The organism is Corallococcus sp. M7, from assembly GCF_054512695.1.
The window spans coordinates 6,204,322-6,227,066 of sequence record NZ_CM137252.1; the positions used below are offsets into that span (position 1 = coordinate 6,204,322).

General features: G+C 68.2%; 21 protein-coding genes and 5 tRNA genes. 6 read left to right on the forward strand and 20 right to left on the reverse strand.

Features of this window, described 5'->3' with window-relative positions; genetic code table 11:
• Nucleotides 1-94 precede the first annotated feature (94 nt).
• The 19 genes from rpoB to ACX114_RS24930 form a co-directional block, all read right to left on the reverse strand.
• On the reverse strand, nucleotides 95-4,321 hold the full coding sequence (gene rpoB, locus ACX114_RS24840) for a DNA-directed RNA polymerase subunit beta (RefSeq protein ID WP_459288432.1): 4,227 nt from the start codon (nucleotides 4,319-4,321) through the stop codon (nucleotides 95-97).
• A 181-nt stretch (nucleotides 4,322-4,502) separates the two neighbouring features.
• Nucleotides 4,503-4,874: a 50S ribosomal protein L7/L12 gene (gene rplL, locus ACX114_RS24845; protein WP_459288434.1), complete on the reverse strand. Its 372-nt coding sequence runs from the start codon at nucleotides 4,872-4,874 to the stop codon at nucleotides 4,503-4,505.
• Nucleotides 4,875-4,963: 89 nt separating this feature from the next.
• The gene (rplJ, locus tag ACX114_RS24850) at nucleotides 4,964-5,485 is read right to left on the reverse strand and encodes a 50S ribosomal protein L10 (protein WP_014397769.1); all 522 of its coding nucleotides are present in this window, start codon (nucleotides 5,483-5,485) and stop codon (nucleotides 4,964-4,966) included.
• Between the two features lie 396 nt (nucleotides 5,486-5,881).
• The gene (rplA, locus tag ACX114_RS24855) at nucleotides 5,882-6,595 is read right to left on the reverse strand and encodes a 50S ribosomal protein L1 (protein WP_459288436.1); all 714 of its coding nucleotides are present in this window, start codon (nucleotides 6,593-6,595) and stop codon (nucleotides 5,882-5,884) included.
• 28 nt (nucleotides 6,596-6,623) lie between these two features.
• Nucleotides 6,624-7,070 (reverse strand): 50S ribosomal protein L11, encoded by a 447-nt coding sequence (rplK, locus tag ACX114_RS24860; protein WP_120596209.1) that lies wholly within the window; start codon nucleotides 7,068-7,070, stop codon nucleotides 6,624-6,626.
• 108 nt (nucleotides 7,071-7,178) lie between these two features.
• Nucleotides 7,179-7,727, reverse strand: a complete 549-nt coding sequence (gene nusG / locus ACX114_RS24865) for a transcription termination/antitermination protein NusG (protein ID WP_120526763.1) — start codon at nucleotides 7,725-7,727, stop codon at nucleotides 7,179-7,181.
• Nucleotides 7,727-8,170: a preprotein translocase subunit SecE gene (secE, locus tag ACX114_RS24870; protein ID WP_427298440.1), complete on the reverse strand. Its 444-nt coding sequence runs from the start codon at nucleotides 8,168-8,170 to the stop codon at nucleotides 7,727-7,729. Before secE ends, nusG begins: the two co-directional genes overlap by 1 nt.
• Before the next feature lie 88 nt (nucleotides 8,171-8,258).
• Nucleotides 8,259-8,334: transfer RNA gene (locus tag ACX114_RS24875), tRNA-Trp, on the reverse strand.
• Between the two features lie 22 nt (nucleotides 8,335-8,356).
• On the reverse strand, nucleotides 8,357-8,521 hold the full coding sequence (gene rpmG, locus ACX114_RS24880; RefSeq protein WP_002617522.1) for a 50S ribosomal protein L33: 165 nt from the start codon (nucleotides 8,519-8,521) through the stop codon (nucleotides 8,357-8,359).
• A 94-nt stretch (nucleotides 8,522-8,615) separates the two neighbouring features.
• The gene (gene tuf, locus ACX114_RS24885) at nucleotides 8,616-9,806 is read right to left on the reverse strand and encodes an elongation factor Tu (RefSeq protein ID WP_143901324.1); all 1,191 of its coding nucleotides are present in this window, start codon (nucleotides 9,804-9,806) and stop codon (nucleotides 8,616-8,618) included.
• Between the two features lie 16 nt (nucleotides 9,807-9,822).
• Nucleotides 9,823-9,898 (reverse strand) — tRNA-Thr (locus ACX114_RS24890).
• A 21-nt stretch (nucleotides 9,899-9,919) separates the two neighbouring features.
• A tRNA-Gly gene (locus ACX114_RS24895) sits at nucleotides 9,920-9,995 on the reverse strand.
• Nucleotides 9,996-10,004: 9 nt separating this feature from the next.
• Nucleotides 10,005-10,088: transfer RNA gene (locus ACX114_RS24900), tRNA-Tyr, on the reverse strand.
• A gap of 82 nt (nucleotides 10,089-10,170) precedes the next feature.
• Nucleotides 10,171-10,243: transfer RNA gene (locus tag ACX114_RS24905), tRNA-Thr, on the reverse strand.
• A gap of 126 nt (nucleotides 10,244-10,369) precedes the next feature.
• Nucleotides 10,370-11,170 (reverse strand): 23S rRNA (guanosine(2251)-2'-O)-methyltransferase RlmB, encoded by an 801-nt coding sequence (gene rlmB / locus ACX114_RS24910; RefSeq protein WP_459288441.1) that lies wholly within the window; start codon nucleotides 11,168-11,170, stop codon nucleotides 10,370-10,372.
• A gap of 5 nt (nucleotides 11,171-11,175) precedes the next feature.
• Nucleotides 11,176-11,622 (reverse strand): hypothetical protein, encoded by a 447-nt coding sequence (locus ACX114_RS24915; RefSeq protein WP_014397775.1) that lies wholly within the window; start codon nucleotides 11,620-11,622, stop codon nucleotides 11,176-11,178.
• Nucleotides 11,623-11,687: 65 nt separating this feature from the next.
• Entirely contained in the window at nucleotides 11,688-12,662 is a 975-nt protein-coding gene (locus tag ACX114_RS24920) for an ATP-grasp domain-containing protein (protein ID WP_459288443.1), read from the reverse strand.
• 79 nt (nucleotides 12,663-12,741) lie between these two features.
• Nucleotides 12,742-14,061, reverse strand: a complete 1,320-nt coding sequence (gene cglB, locus ACX114_RS24925; RefSeq protein ID WP_459288445.1) for an adventurous gliding motility lipoprotein CglB — start codon at nucleotides 14,059-14,061, stop codon at nucleotides 12,742-12,744.
• Nucleotides 14,062-14,277: 216 nt separating this feature from the next.
• Nucleotides 14,278-14,670, reverse strand: a complete 393-nt coding sequence (locus ACX114_RS24930) for a DsrE family protein (RefSeq protein ID WP_120587537.1) — start codon at nucleotides 14,668-14,670, stop codon at nucleotides 14,278-14,280.
• Between the two features lie 156 nt (nucleotides 14,671-14,826).
• Between ACX114_RS24930 and ACX114_RS24935 the strand changes: the two genes are divergently transcribed.
• From ACX114_RS24935 to hrpB, 4 genes are all read left to right on the forward strand, one after another.
• Complete coding sequence (locus ACX114_RS24935) at nucleotides 14,827-15,402, forward strand: HEAT repeat domain-containing protein (RefSeq protein ID WP_459288447.1); 576 nt, start codon at nucleotides 14,827-14,829, stop codon at nucleotides 15,400-15,402.
• A gap of 87 nt (nucleotides 15,403-15,489) precedes the next feature.
• Entirely contained in the window at nucleotides 15,490-16,185 is a 696-nt protein-coding gene (locus tag ACX114_RS24940) for an HAD family hydrolase (RefSeq protein WP_459288448.1), read from the forward strand.
• A 42-nt stretch (nucleotides 16,186-16,227) separates the two neighbouring features.
• Nucleotides 16,228-17,346: a hypothetical protein gene (locus ACX114_RS24945; protein WP_459288450.1), complete on the forward strand. Its 1,119-nt coding sequence runs from the start codon at nucleotides 16,228-16,230 to the stop codon at nucleotides 17,344-17,346.
• A 45-nt stretch (nucleotides 17,347-17,391) separates the two neighbouring features.
• A complete protein-coding gene (hrpB, locus tag ACX114_RS24950; RefSeq protein WP_459288452.1) occupies nucleotides 17,392-19,956 on the forward strand; it encodes an ATP-dependent helicase HrpB in 2,565 nt (854 codons plus the stop codon).
• A gap of 19 nt (nucleotides 19,957-19,975) precedes the next feature.
• Here the strand turns inward: hrpB and ACX114_RS24955 are convergent, their stop codons facing one another.
• Entirely contained in the window at nucleotides 19,976-20,455 is a 480-nt protein-coding gene (locus tag ACX114_RS24955; protein ID WP_459288454.1) for a GNAT family N-acetyltransferase, read from the reverse strand.
• 260 nt (nucleotides 20,456-20,715) lie between these two features.
• On the opposite strand from ACX114_RS24955, the gene ACX114_RS24960 reads away from it, so the two are divergent.
• Nucleotides 20,716-21,765: a hypothetical protein gene (locus tag ACX114_RS24960; protein WP_459288456.1), complete on the forward strand. Its 1,050-nt coding sequence runs from the start codon at nucleotides 20,716-20,718 to the stop codon at nucleotides 21,763-21,765.
• Between the two features lie 149 nt (nucleotides 21,766-21,914).
• Complete coding sequence (locus tag ACX114_RS24965) at nucleotides 21,915-22,739, forward strand: hypothetical protein (protein WP_459288458.1); 825 nt, start codon at nucleotides 21,915-21,917, stop codon at nucleotides 22,737-22,739.
• The last annotated feature ends 6 nt before the right edge of the window (nucleotides 22,740-22,745 follow it).

Sequence of the window (22,745 nt, forward strand, 5' to 3'; positions counted from 1 at the left end):
CGTTTCGGGCCCCCGCCCTGCGCCCGGCCAGCCGCTCCCTCCACGAGGAAGCAGCCAGCCGGTCAGGCGGGCGCACCGGCTTCTTTGAAAAGGCCTAGGCCTCGGTCCCCGACTTCCGGTCCTCGCCGTCGCCGCCGCCCAGGAAGTCGCCGCCGAAGCTGCGCTGACGCTCCGGGGGCGCGCTCTCCAGCAGTTCCACGTCCAGGGCCAGCGACTGGAGCTCCTTGAGGAGGACGTTGAACGACTCGGGCAGGCCGGACTCCAGGACGTTGTCGCCCTTGACGATCGCCTCGTACATGCGCGTGCGGCCCACCACGTCGTCCGACTTGACCGTGAGGAACTCCTGCAGCGTGTACGCCGCGCCGTAGGCCTCCATCGCCCACACTTCCATCTCGCCCAGACGCTGACCGCCGAACTGGGCCTTGCCGCCCAGGGGCTGCTGCGTGACGAGCGAGTAGGGCCCGATGGAACGGGCGTGGATCTTCTCGTCCACCAGGTGGTGCAGCTTGAGCATGTACATCACGCCCACGGTGACGTTCTGGTCGAACGGCTCACCCGTGCGGCCGTCGAAGAGCACCATCTGACCGGAGCGCGGCAGCCGGCCCTCGTCGAAGAGGGCGTGCAGTTCCGTCTCACGAGCACCGTCGAACACCGGCGTCGCGACGTGGATGCCCTTCTTCAGGCGGCGGCAGAGGTCCTGGACCTCCTGCTCGGACAGGCCGTCCACGAAGTCGCCGAAGGCCTTGTCGTCGTAGACGGTCTTCAGCTGCTTCTTGAGCTGCTCGCCGCTGAAGTTCTCTTCGATGTAGCGCTGCAGCTGCTCGCCCACACCCTTCGCGGCCCAACCCAGGTGGACCTCGAGGATCTGCCCGATGTTCATGCGCGACGGAACGCCGAGCGGGTTGAGGACGATGTCCACCGGACGCCCGTCCTCCAGGTACGGCATGTCCTCCTCGGGGAGGACGCGGGACACGACGCCCTTGTTGCCGTGGCGGCCGGCCATCTTGTCGCCCACCGCCAGCTTGCGCTTGATGGCGACGTACACCTTCACCATCTTGATGACGCCCGGGGGGAGCTCGTCGCCCTTCTTGATGCGGGCGATCTTCTCGCCGAAGGCCAGCTTCACGGCCTCCTTCGTCTCCTCCAGGTTGCGCAGGATGTCGCGCAGGCGCGCGTCCAGCGGATCACCGACGGAGATCTCGCCCCAGTACTTGTACGGCACCGTGGCCAGCAGCTCGTCGTTGAGGATGTCCCCCTTCTTCAGGAGGATCTTCCCCTTGTCGTCCACGAGCTTGCCCTGGACCTCCTTGCCGCGGACCAGCCCACGGAGGCGGCTGTACGCGGAGTCCTGGAGGACCTTGATCTCGTCGTTCTGGTCCTTGAGGAGCTTCGCCTCCTCCATGGACTCGATCTGCTTGGCGCGCTCGTCCTTCTCCACGCCCTTGCGGCTGAACACCTTGGCGTTGATGACGGTGCCGACCACGCCCGGGGGCACGCGCAGGGAGCTGTCGCGCACGTCGCCGGCCTTCTCACCGAAGATGGCGCGCAGCAGCTTCTCTTCGGGGGAGAGCTGGGTCTCGCCCTTCGGGGTGATCTTGCCCACCAGCACGTCGCCGGGCTTCACCTCGGCGCCGATGCGGATGATGCCGCTCTCGTCCAGGTCCTTGAGGGCTTCCTCACCCACGTTCGGGATGTCGCGGGTGATCTCCTCCTTGCCCAGCTTGGTGTCGCGCGCGATGCACTCGAACTCCTCGATGTGGATGGACGTGAAGACGTCCTCCTTGAGGATGCGCTCGCTGAGCAGGATGGAGTCTTCGAAGTTGTAGCCCTGCCACGGCATGAACGCGACGACCACGTTCTGCCCCAGCGCCAGCTCACCGGTCTCGGTGGCCGGACCGTCCGCGATCACGTCGCCCTTCTTCACCCGGTCACCCTTGCGGATGATGGGCTTCTGGTTGAGGCACGTGTTCTGGTTGGAGCGCTGGTACTTGAGCAGGTTGTAGATGTCGACCTCGCTCGACACGTCGCTCAGGGCCGCGTTGGCGTCCGCCTTCACCACGATGCGGCTGGCGTCCACGGACTCCACGATGCCGTCACGGCGGGCCACGCACGTCACGCCCGAGTCTCGCGCGACGATGGCCTCGATGCCCGTGCCCACCAGCGGGGCCGCGGTGCGCAGCAGCGGCACGGCCTGGCGCTGCATGTTGGAGCCCATGAGCGCGCGGTTCGCGTCGTCGTTCTCCAGGAACGGGATGAGGGAGGCGGCCACCGACACCAGCTGGTTCGGGGACACGTCCATCAGGTCCACGTCCTCGGCCTTGACCTGGACGAACTCGCCGCTGCGGCGGCTCTGCACCAGCGCGTTGACGAACTTGCCCTTCTTGTCCGTCTCCGCGTTCGCCTGGGCGATGGTGTGCTTCTCCTCCTCGAGCGCCGAGTAGAAGGCCACGTCCCCCGTCACGCTGCCCGCGTCCACCTTGCGGTACGGCGTCTCCACGAAGCCGAACTCGTTGACGCGCGCGTAGGTCGACAGCGACGCGATGAGGCCGATGTTCGGGCCTTCCGGCGTCTCGATGGGGCAGATGCGGCCGTAGTGCGTCGGGTGCACGTCGCGGACCTCGAAGCCCGCGCGCTCACGCGTGAGACCGCCAGGCCCAAGGGCCGACAGACGGCGCTTGTGCGTGACTTCCGAGAGCGGGTTCGTCTGGTCCATGAACTGCGACAGCTGGCTGGACCCGAAGAACTCCTTGATCACCGCCGTCACCGGCTTGGCGTTGATCAGGTCGTGCGGCATGAGCGTCTCGATCTCCTGGAGGCTCATGCGCTCCTTGATCGCGCGCTCCATGCGGACGAGGCCGATGCGGTACTGGTTCTCCAGCAGCTCACCCACCGCGCGGACGCGGCGGTTGCCCAGGTGGTCGATGTCGTCGATCGTGCCCTTGCCGTTCTTCAGGTCGATCAGGTAGCGGATGACCTCCAGGATGTCGCGCTTGGTCAGGATCTGACCGTCGAGGGGCTCCTCGAGGCTGAACTTGAAGTTCAGCTTGAGGCGGCCGACCTTGGACAGGTCGTAGCGCTCCGGGTTGAAGAACAGGTTGCTGAACAGGTTCGTCGCCGTCTCCGGCGTCGGGGGATCACCCGGGCGCAGACGCCGGTAGATCTCCATGATGGCCTGCTCGGGCGACTCGATCTTGTCCAGCATCAACGTCTCACGCAGGTACGGACCCACGTTGAGGTTGTCGATGAAGAGGACCTTGAACTCCTTGATGTCGCGCTTGAGGAGCTCGTCCACCTTCTCCTGGGAGACCTCCTCGTTGCACTCGAGGATGACCTCACCGGTGTTCTCGTCCACCACGTCGTAGGCGGACACCTTGGTGAAGAGCTCGTCCGCGTCGATGGGCAGCTTGGTCATCTTCGCCGCTTCGAGCTTCTTGATGGCGGCGCGCGTGAACTTGCGGTTCTTCTTGACGATCAGCTCACCGGTCTTCGTCTTGATGTCGCGCGTGGCGCGCTGACCCGGCAGGAGCTCCAGCTCGACGGACTTCTCGAAGTCCGCGGCGCTCTGCAGGTAGATGGTCTCGGTGGCGTAGTAGTAGTTGAGGATTTCCTCGGTGGAACCCTTGAAGTCGAGCGGGTTCTTCTTCGCCGTGTCACCGACGGCGCCCAGGGCGCGGATGAGCACGGTGGCCGGCAGCTTGCGGCGCCGGTCGATGCGCACGTACAGCAGGTCCTTGTGGTCGAACTCGAAGTCGATCCACGAGCCGCGGTACGGGATGATGCGGGCGTTGTAGAGCAGCTTGCCCGACGAGTGGCTCTTGCCCTTGTCGTGGTCGAAGAACGCACCCGGGCTGCGGTGCAGCTGGCTCACCACGACGCGCTCGGTGCCGTTGATGATGAACGTACCGTTCTGGGTCATCAGCGGGATTTCGCCGAAGTAGACCTCCTGCTCCTTCACGTCGCGGATGGACTGGGCGCCGGTCTCCTCGTCCTTGTCCCAGACGACCAGGCGCACGACGACCTTGATGGGCGCCGAGTAGGTCATTCCACGCTGGTGGCACTCATCGACGTCGTACTTCGGCTTCTCCAGGTGATAGCTGACAAACTCCAGCGAGGAGGTCTCGTTGAAGTCCCGGATCGGGAAGACGGACTTGAAGACACCCTGAAGGCCAAGGTCCTCACGCTTCTCCGGGGCGATGTCGGCCTGGAGGAACTTCTCGTAGGATTGCTTCTGGATGTTGATGAGATTGGGAATGTCGATGATCTTCGCGATTTTCGCGAAGGTCTTCCGCACGCGGAAATTGTTCTGGATCTGCGTCGGCATTCGGTCTCCGGGGACGGCTGCTCGGGCGGGGCAAACTTCAGTAACGCGCGGCGGCGCCGGGAAATTTGGCAAATGTCAAATGGGCAAAGCCGGCGCCCCAGCATAGGGAGCGCCGGCCTGCTCATCCGATCAGGCGGCTACCCGGGATTTCCCGGAAGAACAGGGCAGCCCCTGTACAGAACTACTTGATCTCGACGGTGGCGCCAGCCGCGGTGAGCTGGTCCTTGATCTTCTTGGCGTCGTCCTTGTTGACGCCTTCCTTGACCGTCTTGGGCGCGCCCTCGACCAGGTCCTTGGCCTCCTTCAGGCCCAGGCCGGTGATCGCGCGGATCTCCTTGATGACGTTGATCTTGTTGGCGCCGGCGTTCGCCAGCACCACGTTGAACTCCGTCTTCTCCTCGACAGGAGCGGCGGCGGCGGCGGCGGGGCCCGCGGAAACCGCAACGGCGGCGGCGGACACGCCCCACTTGTTCTCCAGCAGCTTCACGAGCTCGCCCGCCTCGAGGACGGTGAGCTTCGAGAGTTCTTCAGCAATCGCGTTCAAATCGGCCATGGAACTGTTCCTTCTGGTTGACTAACGGCCGGCGACCCATTTGGGCGGCTCGGCCGAAGAGGTTGCGGTAGAAAAACTTCTCGGGACGATTACTGCCCCTGCGCCTTGTCCGCGTGCGCCTGGATGACGCGCGCGAGCTGCGACCCGGGGGCCGCGATGGTCCGGACCAGCTTGCCTGCAGGCTGGTTGAGCATGCCGAGCAACATCCCGCGCAGCTCATTGAGGCCCGGCAGCTTCGCCAGTGCCTTCACGCCGTTGGCGTCGACCTTGTTACCGGCGACGACGGCGCTACGGACCTTGATGGTCTCCATGTCCTTGATGAAATCCATCAGGATCTTCGCAGGAGCCACCTCGTCGTCGTAGCTGATGCACAGCGCCACGGGACCAGTGAAGTCATCAGAAATCGCGGAGACGGTCGTACCCTGAGCGGCACGGCGCGCCAGCGTGTTCTTGATGACCTTGTACTCGACCTTGCCCTCGCGGAACTTGCGACGCAGCTTGGTGACGGTCTCGACGTTCACCTTGGAGGACTCCACGAGCACCGCGGTCTTGGTCCGCGCAAACTTCTCGTGAAGCTCCTTGATCATCTCTTCCTTCTCGCTCTTCAGCACCTTGACTCACCTCCTTCATGGCCCGACTTGACGGTCGGGCGTGATGCCTGGGCCAAAGTGGCAGAGCGAGAGAGGAGCCTCCGAGAGGCACCACACCGCACCTCCAGTCTCGGCAGGGCTGACCTTGCGGTCGTTTGAACCAGGAGCGGATGGACGGCCCGACCGGTTGCCCGGTTCCCAACGGACGCGTCTTCCCCAATCCAGGTCCCTGCTGTCATGAACCAGGTCGGAACGCCGCGTCTCTCGACATGGCGCTCCAATTGCAAAAGCCGGGGGCCTATACCCCCGGCTTTCGCAAAGATCCAGCACTTTCTATCTGAGTGACGTTCTCCGGGCGATGGGACTGACGCTCCCCGTCAGGGAGCGCACCCTTCCCTGCCCGTCCTGACACCGCGATTAGCGGTGACGCGCCAGGATTTCCTGGGTGTCGAGCTTGATGCCCGGCCCCATGGTCGTCGAGATGGCGATGCCCTTCAGGTACACGCCCTTGGCGGTGGCCGGCTTGAGCTTCATCACCAGGTCCACCAGCGCGTTGAAGTTCGCCTCGAGCTTGTCCGCGGCGAAGGAGGCCTTGCCCATCTTGGCGTGGACGATGCCCGCCTTCTCAGCGCGGAAGTCCACCTTACCGCCCTTGGAGTCGCGGATGGCCTTGGCGACGTCCATGGTCACGGTGCCGACCTTCGGGTTCGGCATGAGGCCGCGGGGACCGAGCACCTTACCGAGGCGACCGACGATACCCATCATGTCGGGCGTCGCGATGACGGTGTCGAAGTCGAGGAAACCCTCCTCGATGCGCTTCTGGAGGTCCTCGGCGCCGACGATGTCCGCGCCGGCGTTGGCAGCCTCGGTGGCGCGCTCACCCTTGGCGAACACGGCCACGCGCACGGTGGCGCCGGTACCGTGCGGGAGCACCACGGCGCCACGGACCATCTGGTCCGCGTGCTTCGGGTCCACGCCGAGGTTGATGGCGACGTCGACCGTCTGGTCGTACTTCGTCGCGCGGGCATCGACCGTCTTCTTCAGCAGCGCGAAACCCTCGGCGACGGGGTATCGCTTGTTGCGGTCCACCAGCTCGTTGGACGCGCGGAACTTCTTTCCGGAGTTAGCCATTGCAAGAATCCTTGAGAGAGGGGGCGGGCTAGCCGACGACGTCGATGCCCATGGAGCGCGCGGTGCCAGCAATGGTGTTCATGCAGGCTTCGATGGACGCGGCGGTGGTGTCCTGGATCTTCTTGTTGGCGATCTCCTCGAGCTGCTTACGGGTGATCTGCCCCACCTTCTCCTTGCCCGGCTTCTTCGCGCCCGAACCCTTCTTCTTCTCCGTGTGGAGACCCGCGGCCTTCTTGATGAGGATGGCGGCGGGAGGGGTCTTCAGGATGAAGGTGAAGGAGCGGTCCTGATACACGGTGATGATCACCGGGATGATCAGACCCTCCTTGGCCTCCGCCTGCGTCTTGGCGTTGAACTGCTTGCAGAACTCCATGATGTTCACGCCCTGCTGACCGAGCGCGGGACCAATCGGCGGGGCGGGGTTCGCCTTGCCGGCGGGGATCTGCAACTTGACCTGACCTGTGACCTTCTTCATCGGCGGACTGCTGCCTTTCGAGAGGGTGGTTCCGACGGGCCGCCAGACGGGACGGCCCTCCCACCCGTTGATCCGCGCCCGTCACCCGGGCGCGGAAGACTTGTGAAACTAGCCGGTGGTCTTCTCCACCTGCATGAAGTCGAGCTCCACGGGGGTCGCACGGCCGAAGATGCTGACGAGCACGCGCACGCGGCCCTTCTCCGGGTTGACCTCTTCCACGGTGCCATTGAAGTTGGCGAACGGACCGTCGATGACGCGCACCGTGTCGCTGGTCTCGAACTGGACCTTGGGCTTGGCCTTGTGGGCGCCCTCGGTGACCTGCGCGGTGAGGCGCTCGACCTCGCGGTCCGACATGGGCCGGGGCTGCTCGTTCTGGCCGACGCCCGGGAACCCCGTCACCTTGGAGGTGTTCTTCACCAGGTGGACGGTGATGTCGTTGAGCTCCATCTGGACGAAGATGTAGCCCGGAAACAGCTTGCGGCGGGTGGTCTTCTTCTCGCCGTTCACCATCTCCACGACCTGCTCCATGGGGATGAGGATCTCACCAATCAGATCCTGGTCCTGCAGGCCCTTGAGGCGCACCTGCTCTTCCAGGTTCTTCTTCGCCTGGTTCTCGTAGTTCGAGTAGGTCTGGACCGTGAACCATTTCTTCGCCATTACAGCTTCCCCCACAGGGCAGGCAGCCACTCCACCATCAAGTTGTAGGCGACGGTGTCGATGCAGAAGAGCAGAACGGCCGCCACCAGCGAGGCGACGACCACGGCCATGGTCGATGCACGGGTCTCCGACCAGGTAGGCCAGGTGACCTTCATCAACTCGGACGCCACGTCGATGGAGAGGGCGTGCGTGCGGGGGTGGAAGTAGGCCGCCAGCACCACGGCCAGGCCGGCCGCGTAGCCCACCAGGGTCGACACGCGCCAGCCGAGGCCTTCGAAGAGCTCCGCGTCGCTCCAGCCGAACCGGCTCCACAGCAACCCGAAGACGTGCTCCAGGAAGAGGGCCAGGACGATGCCGGCGACGAGATAGAAGATGACCACGAGCCGCTTGGGGTCGATGCCCGAGCGGTTAGCCTGCTGGCTGGCCTCAGATGCCGTCGCCATGGTGCCTCACGAGGGACTGCGGAAGCGGGACTGCGAAAAGGCAGGGACCCCCGGCACCGCTCGGTACCGGGGGTCCCTGTACTGAAGCTGGCAGGCCAGGAGGGATTCGAACCCCCAACACGCGGATTTGGAGACCGCTGCTCTACCGTTGGAGCTACTGGCCTAAACCTTCATGGAACGAACGACCTAGACCTTGCCTTCCTTGTGGTCCGTGTGCTTGCGGCAGCGAGGGCAGAACTTGCTCAGCTCGAGCTTGTCCTGGCTCTTCCGCTTGTTCTTCGTGGTCGTGTAGTTCCGCTCTTTGCACGTGGTGCACTCGAGCGAGATGATGGAACGGTTACCCTTAGGCATGGTTCATTTCACCAGATGCGAGAAGGGAAGGCTACAAAAGCAGCCCTCCCCTCCGCAACTCAGTGCCCGTGAAAGCCGGTCGGCGGGAAGCCGACTAGGCGATGATCTCCGCAACGACGCCGGCGCCCACCGTACGGCCACCCTCGCGGACGGCGAACCGGAGCTCCTTCTCCATCGCGACCGGGGTGATGAGCTCCACCTCGATGGCGATGTTGTCGCCCGGCATGACCATCTCGACGTTGTCCGGCAGCTTCACCGTGCCCGTCACGTCCGTGGTGCGGAAGTAGAACTGCGGACGGTACCCCTTGAAGAACGGGGTGTGGCGGCCGCCCTCTTCCTTCGACAGCACGTAAATCTGCGCCTTGAACTTCGTGTGCGGCGTGATGCTGCCCGGCTTCGCCAGCACCTGGCCGCGCTCCATGTCCTCGCGCTTGAGGCCACGGACCAGCGCGCCGATGTTGTCGCCCGCGCGGCCCTCGTCCAGCAGCTTGCGGAACATCTCGACGCCCGTCACGACCGTCTTCTGCGTCGCGCGCAGGCCCACGACTTCAACTTCCTCGCCCACCTTGATGACGCCACGCTCGACGCGGCCCGTGGCCACCGTACCGCGGCCGGCGATGGAGAAGACGTCTTCCACCGGCATCAGGAAGGGCTTGTCCGTCGCGCGCTGCGGCGTCGGGATGTAGCTGTCCACCGCCTCCATCAGCTTCAGGATGGCCGGCTCGCCGATGTCGCTGGTGTCACCCTCCAGCGCCTTCACCGCGGAGCCGGGGACGATGGGGATGGTGTCCCCGGGGAACTCGTACTTCTTGAGCAGGTCGCGGACTTCCATCTCCACGAGCTCGCGCAGCTCCGGGTCGTCCAGCAGGTCCACCTTGTTCAGGAAGACCACGATGTAGGGAACGCCGACCTGGCGCGCCAGCAGGATGTGCTCACGCGTCTGGGGCATCGGGCCGTCCGCCGCCGAAACCACCAGGATGGCGCCGTCCATCTGCGCCGCGCCCGTGATCATGTTCTTCACGTAGTCGGCGTGCCCCGGGCAGTCGACGTGCGCGTAGTGACGATTCTTCGTCTTGTACTCCACGTGCGCCGTGGAGATGGTGATGCCGCGCTCGCGCTCTTCCGGCGCCTTGTCAATCTGGTCGTACGCCAGGAACGTGGCGCCACCGGTCTTCGCCAGCACCTTGGTGATGGCGGCGGTCAGCGACGTCTTGCCGTGGTCCACGTGCCCAATCGTTCCGATGTTCACGTGGGGCAGGCTGCGATCGAACTTTTCCTTGGACATGACACTCCTCGAAAAATGGAGCCCTGAACCAGGATTGAACTGGTGACCTCATCCTTACCAAGGATGCGCTCTGCCAACTGAGCTATCAGGGCTTGGCGATTCACTACAACGGTTGGAGCGGGAAATGGGATTCGAACCCACGACATTCAGCTTGGAAGGCTGACGCTCTACCAACTGAGCTATTCCCGCATTGCCGAGTGGAGAGAGGTGGATTCGAACCACCGTAGGCGTAGAGCCGGCAGATTTACAGTCTGCTCCCTTTGGCCGCTCGGGCATCTCTCCAGATATTCGCTTGTGGTGCTGCGTGCTGCTCCCTACACCATCTTGCTGCGTCTCGGGCCCTTTTCCGCGGCCCGTCCTACCTGGCCGGCGGCGGGATTTGAACCCGCGACCTACTGATTACAAATCAGTTGCTCTACCGACTGAGCTACACCGGCATCCATCCAGCAACTGCCCCGCCCTACCTCATCCCGAGCGGACCGTCAACCCCTCGGCAGCGACTTGAGAGGCGCGACCTTTTAGAAGCCCCCACTCTCCAAGTCAAGGAGATTGATCCGGGGTCGTTAGCGGGAAGGACGGCCCCGCTGACGGGCGACTTCGTATAGCAGAATCGCGGCGGAAACCGACGCATTCAATGAACCGACCTGACCGCCCATGGGAATCCGGAGGCGGAAGTCGCAGTGCTTGAGGACGCCTTCCCTCACGCCCGCCCCCTCGGCCCCCACCACCAGCGCCAGGGGCCCGTCCAGGCGGGCGCTCCACAGAGGCTCGGCGCCCTCCACGTCCGCGGCCGCGACCCAGAGGCCCGCTTCCTTCAGCTGCTCCAGGGCGCGGGAGATGTTGGTGACGCGCGCGATGGGGCAGTACTCGACGGCGCCCGCGGACGCCTTGGCCACCGTGCCCGTCACCTGTACGGCGCGGTCCTTGGCCAGGACGACGCCGTGGGCCCCGAGCGCGTGGGCCGAGCGGATGATGGCGCCCAGGTTGTGCGGGTCCTGGATGCCGTCGAGGACGACGACGAGCGCGGGCTGCTTCTTCGCCTTCGCCGCGTCCAGCACGTCCTCCAGTTCGACGTACTGGAAGCCGCGCAGTTCGGCGACGACGCCCTGGTGCACGCCGCCCTCGGCCATGGAGGTCAGCCGCTCGCGGCCGACCTTCTCCACCCGGACGCCCGCGTCACGCGCTCGGCTGAGCAGCTCGCCCGCGGCCTTGGCGCCGACCTGCCCGTCGACGATGAAGAGGCGCTCCACCGCGTCGGGGTGGGCGCGCAGGGCCTCCAGCACGGGGTTGACGCCATGGACGTAGCGCGGGGCTTCGTGGCCGCCGCGGTCACCGATAGAAGGCTTGGGGGAGCGCTCGCGCATGGGGGCTACTGGACCTCCACGGGCAGCGAGAAGGTCTTTTTCTGACGGGCGCAGATCTTCTCCGTGCAGATGAAGAAGGTCAGCGTCGCGTCCAGCGTGCCCTTGCCGGCGGACACCGCGGTGAAGGGGACCTCGAAGCGCGGATCCACGAACTGCTGGCCGTCCGCCTTCTTCGCCACCGACTGTTCGCGGGTCAGCGTCTTCTGGGCGGGCGTCAGCTGCTTGCCCGTCAGCTCCAGCTTCAGCGGGGCCTCGTCGGAGACGTGGGCGCCGGGCTTCGACTTGATGGCGAGCACGAAGGTGCCCTGCCCTCCCGCCTTCACCTGCGTCGACGTCCCCTCGGTGGTGACTTCGTAGAGGGTGGCGGGGTCCACGTCCTGGGCCAGCACCGGCGCGCCGACGAGCGTCAGCAGCAGGGGGGCCAGGGTCGGGAGGCGGCGGGTGCTGGGCATGGGTGTCTCCAGGAAGGCGGCGTTCGTATACCGGGGCTTCGGACGCGCGGGGAGCGCTTTCTCTTCTAACTCCGAGGCGCGTTCACCTTCACCGCGCCCTTGCGTCCCGGCGGCGGGGGCAGGGCCTGGGGCGTCTCCAGGGCCGCGGTCCAGACGGGAGCGGCGCCGGCGACGAGCGCCTCCGCCCGCTGGATGATGGGCGTGGCCAGGTCCAGGCCCGTCGCGGCCTCCATCTCCAGGAGCGCGGGCGAGCTGTTCACCTCGAAGACCTTGGGGTGCCCCTGGACATCCAGGATGTCCACCGCGGCCACCTCCAGGCCCACGAGCCGGGCGACCTTCTCCGCCGTGGCGCGATGGCCGGGAGACAGCGGCAGGGCTTCCAGGCGGGCGCCCCGGTTCAGCGTGTGCGAGAGGCGCCCGGGGCGCGGCTTGCGCAGCACGCAGGCGATGGCCTCACCGCCCACCACGAGCACGCGCACGTCCTGGCCGGTGCTCCGCACGTACTCCTGCATGACGAGGTTGTGTCCCAGGCCGAGCACCGCCTCGAGCGCGGCCTCCAACGACTGGAGGCTCTCGCAGACCATCACGCCGTGCTTCTCCTGGCCCTGGAGGAGCTTCACCAGCACGGGCACCCCGCCCACCAGGCCGACCATCTCCTTGAGGTGGGCCGCGTCCCGGGCCATCACCGTGGCGGGGATGTCGATGCCGTTCGCGGACAGGAGCTGGAGCGCGCGCATCTTGTTGCGCGACTGCGCGATGGCCTGGGCGTGGTTCACCAGGGGCACGCGCGCCAGACCGAACTGGTTCACCACCGCGAGCCCGTAGGTGCTGATGGACAGGGCGATGCGCGGGATGACGACGTCGGTGGGCGTGAGCTTCTTGCGGTCGTAGAAGAGGGTCGCCTGGCTGCCCCCGTCCAGATGCATCTGCACCCGGAGCGGGTTGAGCACGCGGACCCGGTGTCCCCTCGCGCGGCCAGCTTCGACGATCCGCCGCGTGGACGAGATGGAAGCGGAGCGCGAGAGGACAGTGATTTTCATGGCGGAGGCGACCGGCCCGGCGAGGACCCTATAATCCTCGCCTCCGCCCGCGTAAAGCCGCCTCCGCCTGCCTGCCAGCCTAGAGCTGGCGGATGGCGCGCACTTCGACGCTGACCGGGTCCTCCGGACGCGACGACTCCAGCTTCGCGCAGGCGCTGCCCGTGAACCGCACGCCGCCCTGCTCCAGCGACCAGGTGTCGGGGCCCGCCAGCGTGCGCTCGCCGTCGATGTAGACGACGATGAGCTTCTCGTCGGAGGGCAGCTGGCTCGGCTCGAGCGGAGTGAAGCACGGCTCGCCCGGCTGGATCGCCTCGCTGATGGCCTTCAGCGCGGACGCCAGTTCGTCGCGATTGCCCGCCTGGTAGAAGGAGCGGCCGCAAAAGCCGGTGCTGACGTCACAGGTGTCACCCGCTCCGCAGTCGACGCTGGCCTTGCATGTGCGCGCGAAGCCGCCCGCACGCGCCATCTCATTGAGGACGCCGGGGCCGGCACCCGCCGACGTCTCCGCGCCGAAGCCGATGACGATGGTGGAGATCTTGTTCGCCTTCAGCGCCGACACCGCAGTCACCGAGGCGGCCTTGTCCAGGCAGCCGCGCTGGAAGTACGGGCTTTGCGAGTCCGTGCAAAGCGACGCCGGTTCGACCGTGCAACCGCACTCCGCGCTGGTGCCATTGTTCTGGTTCTTGTCGTTGCAGTTGGGCAAACCGTCGGTCAGCAGGATGATGATCTGTTCGCGATCCTCGGCGTTGGCCCTCAACAGCGTGCTGGTGAACTGCAGGCTCGCGGACGTCGGCGTACCGCCTTGGGGCCGGCCCTCGCCACCGTTGGGGATGGCTTGCAACTTGGCGTTTACATCGTTCGCGTAAGCCTGGAGATCCTCATCCGAATCCAGAGACACCGGGATCTGGGCGCGGACGCTCCCGTCCTCCAGGCTGGCGGCAGGCGCGCACTGCTGGGTCACGGTCGGGTTCTGCTGCCCCGGTGCCAGGACGGGCGGCGCCGGGTAGGTCGTCAGGCCGAAGCGGACCAGTTTGCCGCTCTCCGCGAGGAACGGGCCCATGGCGCCCTGAAGCTCGGACCAGCGAGTGGGGCACTTCGACGTGTCGCAGGGGAACTTCTCACCACAGGTGAAGACAAAGCCATCCTGGGTCAGGTCACACACGCGAGAGCCGCCGACGACCAGATCCGGGTTGACCGGCTTCGTCATCGAGCCGGAGATGTCCACGAGGAGCATCACGTCCGGCTTGCTCTTGCGAGCGGTGATCACCGTCTCCTTCGTCGTCTGGGCGATCGCGAGCGGATCCACCGGCTCGAAGTCATAGGTCTGACAGCCGGCCATCACGGCAACACCGAGGGTGCCGGCCAGCAGTGCGCTCAGGGGGGTCGACTTTGCGCGCATAGGCTTTGAGGATTCCTTCCAGGGGGGAACAACGAACTGCGAATGCCCCAGCGTAACGCGTGGACGCCCACCGAGGCTACAGCGACGCGCGGCAGGCAGGCTCCATTCAGGTAATGCTGCCAAGTTGCAACGACAGGCGATCCGCGAGGGCGAGTCCGGTTCTCCTGTCGGACATCCGCCTCCTTCCGGAGGGTGGAGACCGGCTCGGGTGTCCGCTCAGAGCGTGAGGACGCGCGCGCCGTCCGTCAGCCTCCAGATGGAGGCCAGGCCCATGACCTCGTCCAGCGTGCCGTGCAGTTCCTGGGGCGACAGGCCACAGATGCGCACCGTGGTGTCGCAGGCCACGAGCTTCGCCCCCAGGGCGCGCGCCTCCTCCAGCATGCGGGCCGGAGTGGGGACATTGAGCCCTTCGGCCCGGGCCGCCTCGGTGCGCTCCCGCTCGCTGTGCGCCAGGCCGAAGCCGCCGCGGACCAGCTGGCGCAAGGCCTCGAAGGCGAAGACGAAGTAGACGTCGTCGCCCATCGCGGCGGCGGTGATGCCCATGGAGGCCGCCTGATAGGCGGGCTCGTACGTGGCGTGTTGGAGGAAGAAGAAGACGCGTCCGGCCATGGTGGACCGACCTTAGCGTTATCGAGTCCGGACCGGCAGCCGTCGTATAACGGGGCTCCCCTTCCCCACCGGGAGCCCCGCATGCCGAGCCAGCCGTCCCGCCCCCGCGGAGTTCGTCCCTCGCCGGTCCCGTCCCGTTCCGCCTCCTCGCGATGGGTGGCGCTGGCCGGTCTCGCCTTGCTCGCGGGCATGGGGCCCGTGTCCGAAGCGGCTCCCGTCCCCGCGAAGGCCCCGGCCGCGGCTTCCGCGTCCGCCGCCGTTCCCGCGCCGCTGCGCACGGAGGCCCTGGGGCTGCTCTCTCAACCGACCGTGGCGCCCGAGACGGCGTGGCGCAGGTTCGGGCCGGAGGTCGTGCCCGTGCTCGCGGCGCTGGCGGAGGACACGAGCGTCCCGGATGCGCAGCGGATGCGGGCCGTGACGGCGCTGGCCCGCGTGGAGTCGCCCGAGGCGGGACAGACGCTCCAGGCGATGCTGGAGGATCCACACCGGCCTTCGGATGTCCGCTCACAGGCCGCGGCCGCGCTGAGCCAGCGGCTGGGGTTCGAGGCCGTGAAGACATTGCAGGCCCGCTTGGAGGACCGCGACCTGCGGCTGCGTGAGGCCGTCGCCCAGGCGCTTGGACGGCTGGGCGGTCAGCGGGTGCGCGAGGTGCTGGAGGAGCGGCTTCCCCTGGAGGACGTTCCCCAGGTGCGTGAAGCGCTTCAACAGGGCCTCACGCTCGCGGAGCCCTGAGCGGGTCGCCGGGCATGGTGGGGGCGGCCACCCTGGTGGACTGCTCGGGGCTCGCGTCGGGCGGGACCTTCCGTTAGATGGGAGGCCATGCGCCCCACCGTCCTCCTTTTCGATATCGATGGCACCCTCGTCACCACTGGCGGTGCCGGCCGCCGTGCCATGGGCCTGGCCTTCGAACAGCTCCACCGGCGGCGCGACGCGTGCGACGGCTTCAGCATGTCCGGCATGACGGACCGGGCCATCGTCCGCAAGGGGCTGGGCATCATCGGCCAGCCCGACACCGAGGACACCATCAGCGCGGTCATCGACGCGTACGTCGCCCACCTGGGACTGGAGGTCCCCAAGGTCGATGCGCGCGAGTACCGGCTGCACCCGGGCATGCGTGAGGCCGTGATGGAGGCCCGCTCGCGGTCGGGCTTCGCGGTGGGCCTGGGCACCGGCAACGTGCGCGCGGGCGCCAAGGTGAAGCTGGACCGCGTGAACATCCACGACCAGTTCGCCTTCGGCGGGTTTGGCTGCGACTTCGAGGACCGCGTGGCGCTCATCCGTCACGGCGCGCAGGCCGGCGCGGCGCAACTGGGACAGCCGCTGGAGGTGTGCCGGGTGGTGATCATCGGTGACACGCCGAAGGACGTCGCGGCCGCCAAGGGCATTGGCGCGGAGACGATTGGCGTGGGCACGGGCAACTTCACGGCCCAGGCGCTGCTTGACGCCGGCGCCGAGTGGGCCTTCGCGGATTTCTCCGCCCCCGGAGCCATGGAGGCCCTGCTCGTCGGCCGGTGAAGGTGTGGTATCTCCGCCGCCCCTCCGAGGAGTCGTTCACGCATGTCGTCCACGCTCGAATCCTATGAGCTGATCCGCTTCGCCGAGGCCTTCGAGGCCCGACTCGCCACGGCGGAGGAGATGGTCGTCGGCAGGCCGGGGCTGGAGGCCGAGAAGCAGTGGCTGGCCTCCGCGCTGGAGCGCCTGCGCGAGGCCCGTGAGCCCGCGGGCGGCCTGCTGGAACAGGTGAAGGACCTGCCGGAGCTCGACGAGGCCCGCGAGGAGTTCTCGTTCGATCAGCAGGGCCGCTGGGTGGATGCGCTGGAGAAGCTGCACGCCGGCATCACCTTCACTGCGAGCAGCCGCGCCCCCGTCATCGAGGCCCTCTTCCCCCACCTCAAGTTCCCGCAGTTGCGCCGGGCTCCGCTGGAGCTGGTCAACGAGTACGCCACGTCGTACGAGCGGCGGCTCAAGAGCGCCTACGTCACCCGCATCTTCTCCCGCGACGACATGGCCATGGTCCGCCCCGTCGTGGATCAGGTCGCCGCGACGTTCGCCGCGTGGACCGCGAGCCTGTCCCCCACTCCCCTGCCCCCGGAACAGGAGGCGGCCCTGCGCGAGGCGCTGGTGTCGCTGGGCCGGCGCCTGGACGTGGCGCTGCGGCAGGGACGGCTGCTCGCCGAGGCCGCGCTCGTTCCCGTGCCCGGGGTCTTCGAGGCCGCGGGCCTCACCCTCAAGCCCCGGAAGCGCGCGGGCAAGTCGCTCGCGCTCTCCGCCGAGGACGGGGCTTCGGACCTCTTCGGTGAGGAGGGCGACGCCGGCCAGGAGGAGGCATTCGAGGGGAACGAGGAGGCTTCCGGGGAAGACGGGATGGAGGCGGCTCCCGACGAGACGGAGGCCCAGGCGCCCCTGGAGGAGACCGTGGCGGAGGCTGGCGACTCCGAGCCCCAGGCTTCGGAAGCTGGCTCCGAGGAGACCGCCGCTGCCGCCGAACCCGTCGCCCCGGAGGCTCCCGTCGCGCCGCGTCCCGCACGGCGGGGCCGGCCCCCTAAGAACGCCGCTCCGGCCGCCGAGCCCGCGCAGGCCGACGCTCCTGCTGACGCTCCGGCCGCGGGTGCTCCGGAGGCCGTGCGCCCCAAGCGACGCAAGAAGACCGACCCGTCCGAGGCTGGCACGCCTTGAGACCCGACGCGCGGTGAGTCCCCCGCCGTGAAGAGGAACCCGGACATGGCGGACGTCGCCCTTCCCATCGATCCCCTCCTGCCAGACATCGTCTCCACGCTCCGGAGCTCGCGGTCGCTCGTGCTGGAGGCGCCTCCTGGCGCGGGCAAGACGACCCGCGTTCCCCGTGCGCTGCTGGAGGCAGGGCTGGGCGCGGGCAAGGAGATCGTCGTCCTCCAGCCCCGGCGGCTGCCCACCCGGCTCGCCGCTCAGCGCGTGTCCGAGGAGATTGGCGAGCGCGTGGGCGAGACCGTCGGCTACCAGGTCCGCTTCGAGGACGTCCGCGGGCCCAAGACGCGCATGTCATTCGTCACCGAGGGCGTGCTCGGGCGCCGCCTGCTCACCGACCCCACCCTGCGCGACGTGGGCATCGTGGTGCTCGATGAGTTCCATGAGCGGCACCTGTCCGCGGACATCTCGCTCGCGCTCCTGCGGCGGCTGCAGGAGACGGCGCGCCCCGACCTCAAGCTCGTGGTGATGTCCGCGACCCTGGAGGCCGAGCCCGTCCGCGCGTACCTGGGCGGCGCCCCGTCCCTGCGCTCCGAGGGCCGCCGCTTCGACGTCAGCGTCGAATACCTCGCCGCCCCGGATGAGCGGCACCTGGATCAGCAGGTGCTCTCCGCGCTCAAGCGCCTGTTCACCCAGGGCGTCGACGGCGACGTGCTCGTCTTCCTTCCCGGTGCCGGGGAGATCCGCCGCGCCCGCGACACCTGCGCGGAGTTCGCCGAGCGCCACGACGCCGACGTGCTCCCTCTCCACGGCGACCTCTCTCCGGCGGAGCAGGACCGCGCCGTGCGCCGCAGCTCGCGCCGGAAGATCATCCTGTCCACCAACGTCGCGGAGACGTCCGTGACCATCGACGGTGTCGCGGTGGTCATCGACAGTGGGCTGGCTCGCGTGGCGTCCCACTCACCCTGGTCCGGGCTGCCACAGCTCAAGCTGGGCAAGGTGAGCCGGGCCTCCGCCGTGCAGCGCGCCGGCCGCGCGGGCCGCACCCGCGCCGGGCACTGTGTGCGCCTCTACACCCAGCACGACTTCGACGGCCGGCCTGATCAGGAGGCCCCGGAAATCCGCCGCACCGACCTGGCCGAAACGGTGCTCTCGCTGCGCGCGTCGGGCGTGAAGGACCTGACGGCGTTCCCGTTCTTCGAGCCGCCCCCTGCCCCGGCCCTGGAGGCCGCGGAGACCTTGCTGCGCCGGCTGGGCGCGGTGGACGCGAAGGGCAACGTGACGGACGTGGGTCAGCGGCTCCTGCGCTTCCCCGTCCACCCGCGCCAGGCGCGCGTCATCGTCGAGGGCGAGCGCCGGGGCGTGGGTGGGGATGCCGCCGTGCTCGCGGCCCTCATGGGTGAACGCGACATCCGCCGCGAGGCCCGCGCGAACCTGGGGGGCGGGGGCCGGGCGTCCGCGCTCGTCAGCGGGCCTTCCGACCTGCTGGAGCTCCTGGAGCGCTTCCGTGAGGCCGGTCGTTCGGGCTTCGCCTCTGGCCGCATGCAGTCGCTGTCACTGGACGCGGGCGCGGTGCAGTCCGTGGAGCGCGTGCAGAAGCAGCTGCGGCGCGCGGTGCGGGAACAGGGCTCGCGTCCCGGCCGCCCCGAGGACGTGGAGCAGGCGCTGATGCTCAGCGTGCTCGCGGGCTACCCGGACCGAGTGGCCCGCAGGCGGCGTCCCCGCTCTCCGGAGCTGCTCATGTTCGGCGGCGGCACCACCAGCCTGTCCGAGTTCAGCGTCGTCCAGGACGCGGACCTGATGGTCGCCGTGGACGCGGAGGAGCGCCCGGGCCGCGGCGCCGTCGTGCGGCTCGCCAGCACCGTGGAGGCCGAGTGGCTGCTGGACCTCTACCCGGAGGCGCTGGAGGAGGTGGACACCCTCCAGTGGAACGCGGACTCGCGCCGCGTGGAGCGCCTCACCCGGCTGGCCTACGGAAACCTGGTGCTGGAGGAGACGCGCACGCCCGCGCCACCGTCCGAGGAGGCCGCTCGCGTGCTGGCCGAGGCCGCGCTGGCCGCGGACCCGGAGCGCTTCGCGGAACCCGAGGCACTGGAGCAGTGGCGCACCCGCGTGGAGCTGCTGGGCAAGGCGTTCCCCGAGGCGGGCTTCCCCACCGTGGATGCGAGCTTCATGCGCGACGCGCTGGCGTCCCTGTGCGTGGGCGCGCGCAGCTTCTCCGACCTGGAGGGCGTGTCGCTGCTGGATGCGCTCTACGCGCGGCTCACCTCCGAGCAGCAGCGCCTGCTGGCGAACCACGCTCCCGAGCGCGTCACCCTGCCCGGCGGGCGCGGCGTGAAGGTGCACTACGAGCCCAACAAGCCACCCTGGGTGGAGTCACGGCTGCAGGACTTCTTCGGGATGGCGCAAGGGCCCAGCGTGGGCGCGGGCCGAGTGCCGCTGGTGCTGCACCTGCTGGCTCCCAACATGCGCGCCGTCCAGGTGACCACGGACCTGGCGGGCTTCTGGGAGCGTCACTACCCGGCGATCCGCAAGGAGCTGTGCCGCAAGTACCCCCGGCACTCGTGGCCCGAGGATCCGCGCCACGCCGAGCCGCCCGCGCCCCGTCCTCCGAGGCGCTGACGGAAGAAGCGGCGCGGGACTACAGCCGCTTGTGCATCTCCAGGTGGTCGATGCCGGCCTCGTCGAAGACGGCGCCGACGGGCTGGTAGCCGTGCTTCTTGTAGAAGTCGAGCGCGTAGAGCTGCGCGTGCAGCATGATGCCGTTCACGTTGCGGCGGCGCGCCTCCTCCTCCAGCGACGTGAGGAGCAGCGAGCCCACGCGGGCCTTGCGGTGCGCCTGAAGTACCGCCATGCGGCCAATCTGGCCCCACGTCCCGGTCTGCCCCGCGGGGGGCTCCGGCAGCTTCACCAGGCGGCCGGTGCCGATGGCGTGGCCGGCCTGGTAGGCGATGACGTGGTAGGCGTGGGCGTCCTCGGCGTCGCGCTCGATGCCCTCGGGCACGTGCTGCTCCTCGATGAACACCACCTCGCGAATGGCGAGGGCCTGCATGAGCTCCGCCTCGTCCTTGATGTGGGCGACGGTGACGGGTGCCGGGGAAGTCTCGGGAGGCGTCGGCATGGCTGAGGGCAAGGTACACAAAAGCCCGCGCCGCCAACAGGCGGAAAAAACCACCGCCCGCCGACCCGACATCCCCCCCGCGCGGTCGGTCCGTCCCCTGCCCCCTGACCGCGAAAGGGCTTGTCGCGAAAGCCCCGCCGCATCGGGTCAGCTGGTTGCGATTGCCCTCTCACGTCGGGCCCACGCGGGTTGCACTCCGCGCATGGGCGGACAGACGGGAGGAGGATCACCCCGGGGAGGGCATGGTAGGGTTCAGGCCGATGCGTACCCGTGCCCTCTTCGCCCTGTCCGTGGGCCTGCTGTCGACGCCCGCGCTCGCCCAGAAGGAGTTCTTTTTTGGAACGGGAGAGCCGCCCGTGTTCCGCGAAGCGGACATGGACAAGCGGTTCCTCCGCTCCCGCGTCAATCAGGCCCTGGTCCAGGGGACGAGCGACGCGAACTGCGCGCAGCTCGTGGGCGCGCTGCTCACCATCGTGGGCGAGTCCGCGCCGTACCTGCACAAGCGCGACGAGAACTTCTACCTGGACCCCGTGTTGATCCAGGCGCTAGGCACGCAGCTGTCCACGCCGCGCTTCCCGGCCAACATGTACCTGGTGTCGATGATGCGCCGGGTGCTCATCGACAAGCGGCTGCCGCCGGAGTGGATGCAGACGGCGGTGGCGCTCGCGCCGTACTACCCGCCGCTGGATTTGAGCAAGCTGCGCTTCATCGCGGATGGCGTGAAGCCCGTGGACAGCTTCTTCTTCACGCTGCCCGCGATGCTGGAGCGCTACGACGTGGAGGTCCTCAAGGCCAACACCACCGCGGCCAGCGTGGCGGACGCGAAGTTCCGCGACGACTACCTCGACAAGGAGGTGGCCTTCGCGGGGCTGGAGTTCATCGACGCGAAGCTGGAGAAGCCCAAGAAGAAGAGCAAGAAGGGCCCTCCGCCGGAGCCTCCCGCGCTGGTGGCCCGGCTCATGTTCTACCTGCCGGATCCGGGCAATGACGGCCTGCTGTCGGGGCTCACCTACGGCAAGCCCAAGGTGCGGCCCGCCATCACCATCACGGCGCGGCTGAAGGACGACCAGTACACACCGCTGACGCAGCTGCCGAAGGGCGCTCGCGTGCTCCTGCGCGGCCGCTTCTGGGAGTACCGCAAGCAGCTCAAGGAGCTGGAGGTGCGTGACGCGTACCTCTTCCAGGATCGCGACTGGGCCCAGAACCCCGCGCTCGCGGATCCGAACGCCGTGGCGGCCTGCCCGCTCGCGTTCAACGACCTGACGGGCACCGCGCCCCTGCAGCCGGGCGGCTTCGGCAGCAAGCGCTGAAGCGCGCCGTCCCGCGTTCCGCACGCCCATCCCGGAGGCGGCACCCCGCCGTGCCGCCTCCTTCGCGCGCCCTCCTCCCGGGAGCGCGCCCCGCCTGACTGGCACAGCCGCTGCTCATGCCCGCGCATCCCTTGCGCGCGAGGCATGACATGAAGGTCGAAGGTCAGGACGCCCCTTCCGGAAACGAGAAGGCCCCTCCAGAGAAGGACGCGTTCAAACAGGTCCTCCAGCGGACCTCCGGACGGCCCGAGGCCCCATCCCGTCCCGGAGCCCGCCGTGAACCCGGGGCTCCCGGGCCCCTTCCGAAGCCCGGCCTGCTCCGTACCGGTGGACAGGGTCCCGGGCCAGCGACGCGGGCCACTCCCGCGCTTCCTGGCGTCCGTGCGGCGGGGGCCATCCTCTCGACGACGCGCAGCGCGCTGGGAAGCCCGGAGACGCTCCATCAGGCCCGGCACGGCATGCACGTGGAGGCGCAGCGGCTGGGCTCGGTGCGCCAGGAGGCGCTCGTGGAAGGCGGGACGCAGGCCTCCCACCGTGCGACGGAGCTGCTGGCCCGCGAGGTGGAGCGCTCCTTCCGCGCGGAACCCCGTCCGGCGCCGGCGCCCCTCCCCTCGCCCACGCGGGATGACCGTTCCCTGGAAGGGCCGTCGCGCCTCACCGCGCCCGAAGGGGCTCGCGCGGCGAGCGGATCCACGGAGAGTGCGGCTTCGGCCAGCACTCCCGTCGAGCAGGTCGAGTCCACGCTGGCGCTCATCGAGAAGATCGAGGTCTTCGTGAAGTCACAGCGGCCGGCGCTGGGCCTCAGCCTGCGCGGCCCGCTGGAGGCGACCGTGGAGGTGGAGCGCACGGGGCCCCGGGAGGTGGCGCTGCGCATCCAGGGCCGCCACGGGCCCGTACCCACCGAGGACGTGGCGCGGCTGCGCGACGCGCTGGAGGCCCGGGGGCTGCGGCTCAGCGTCCTCCAGGCGGGGTGAGCATCC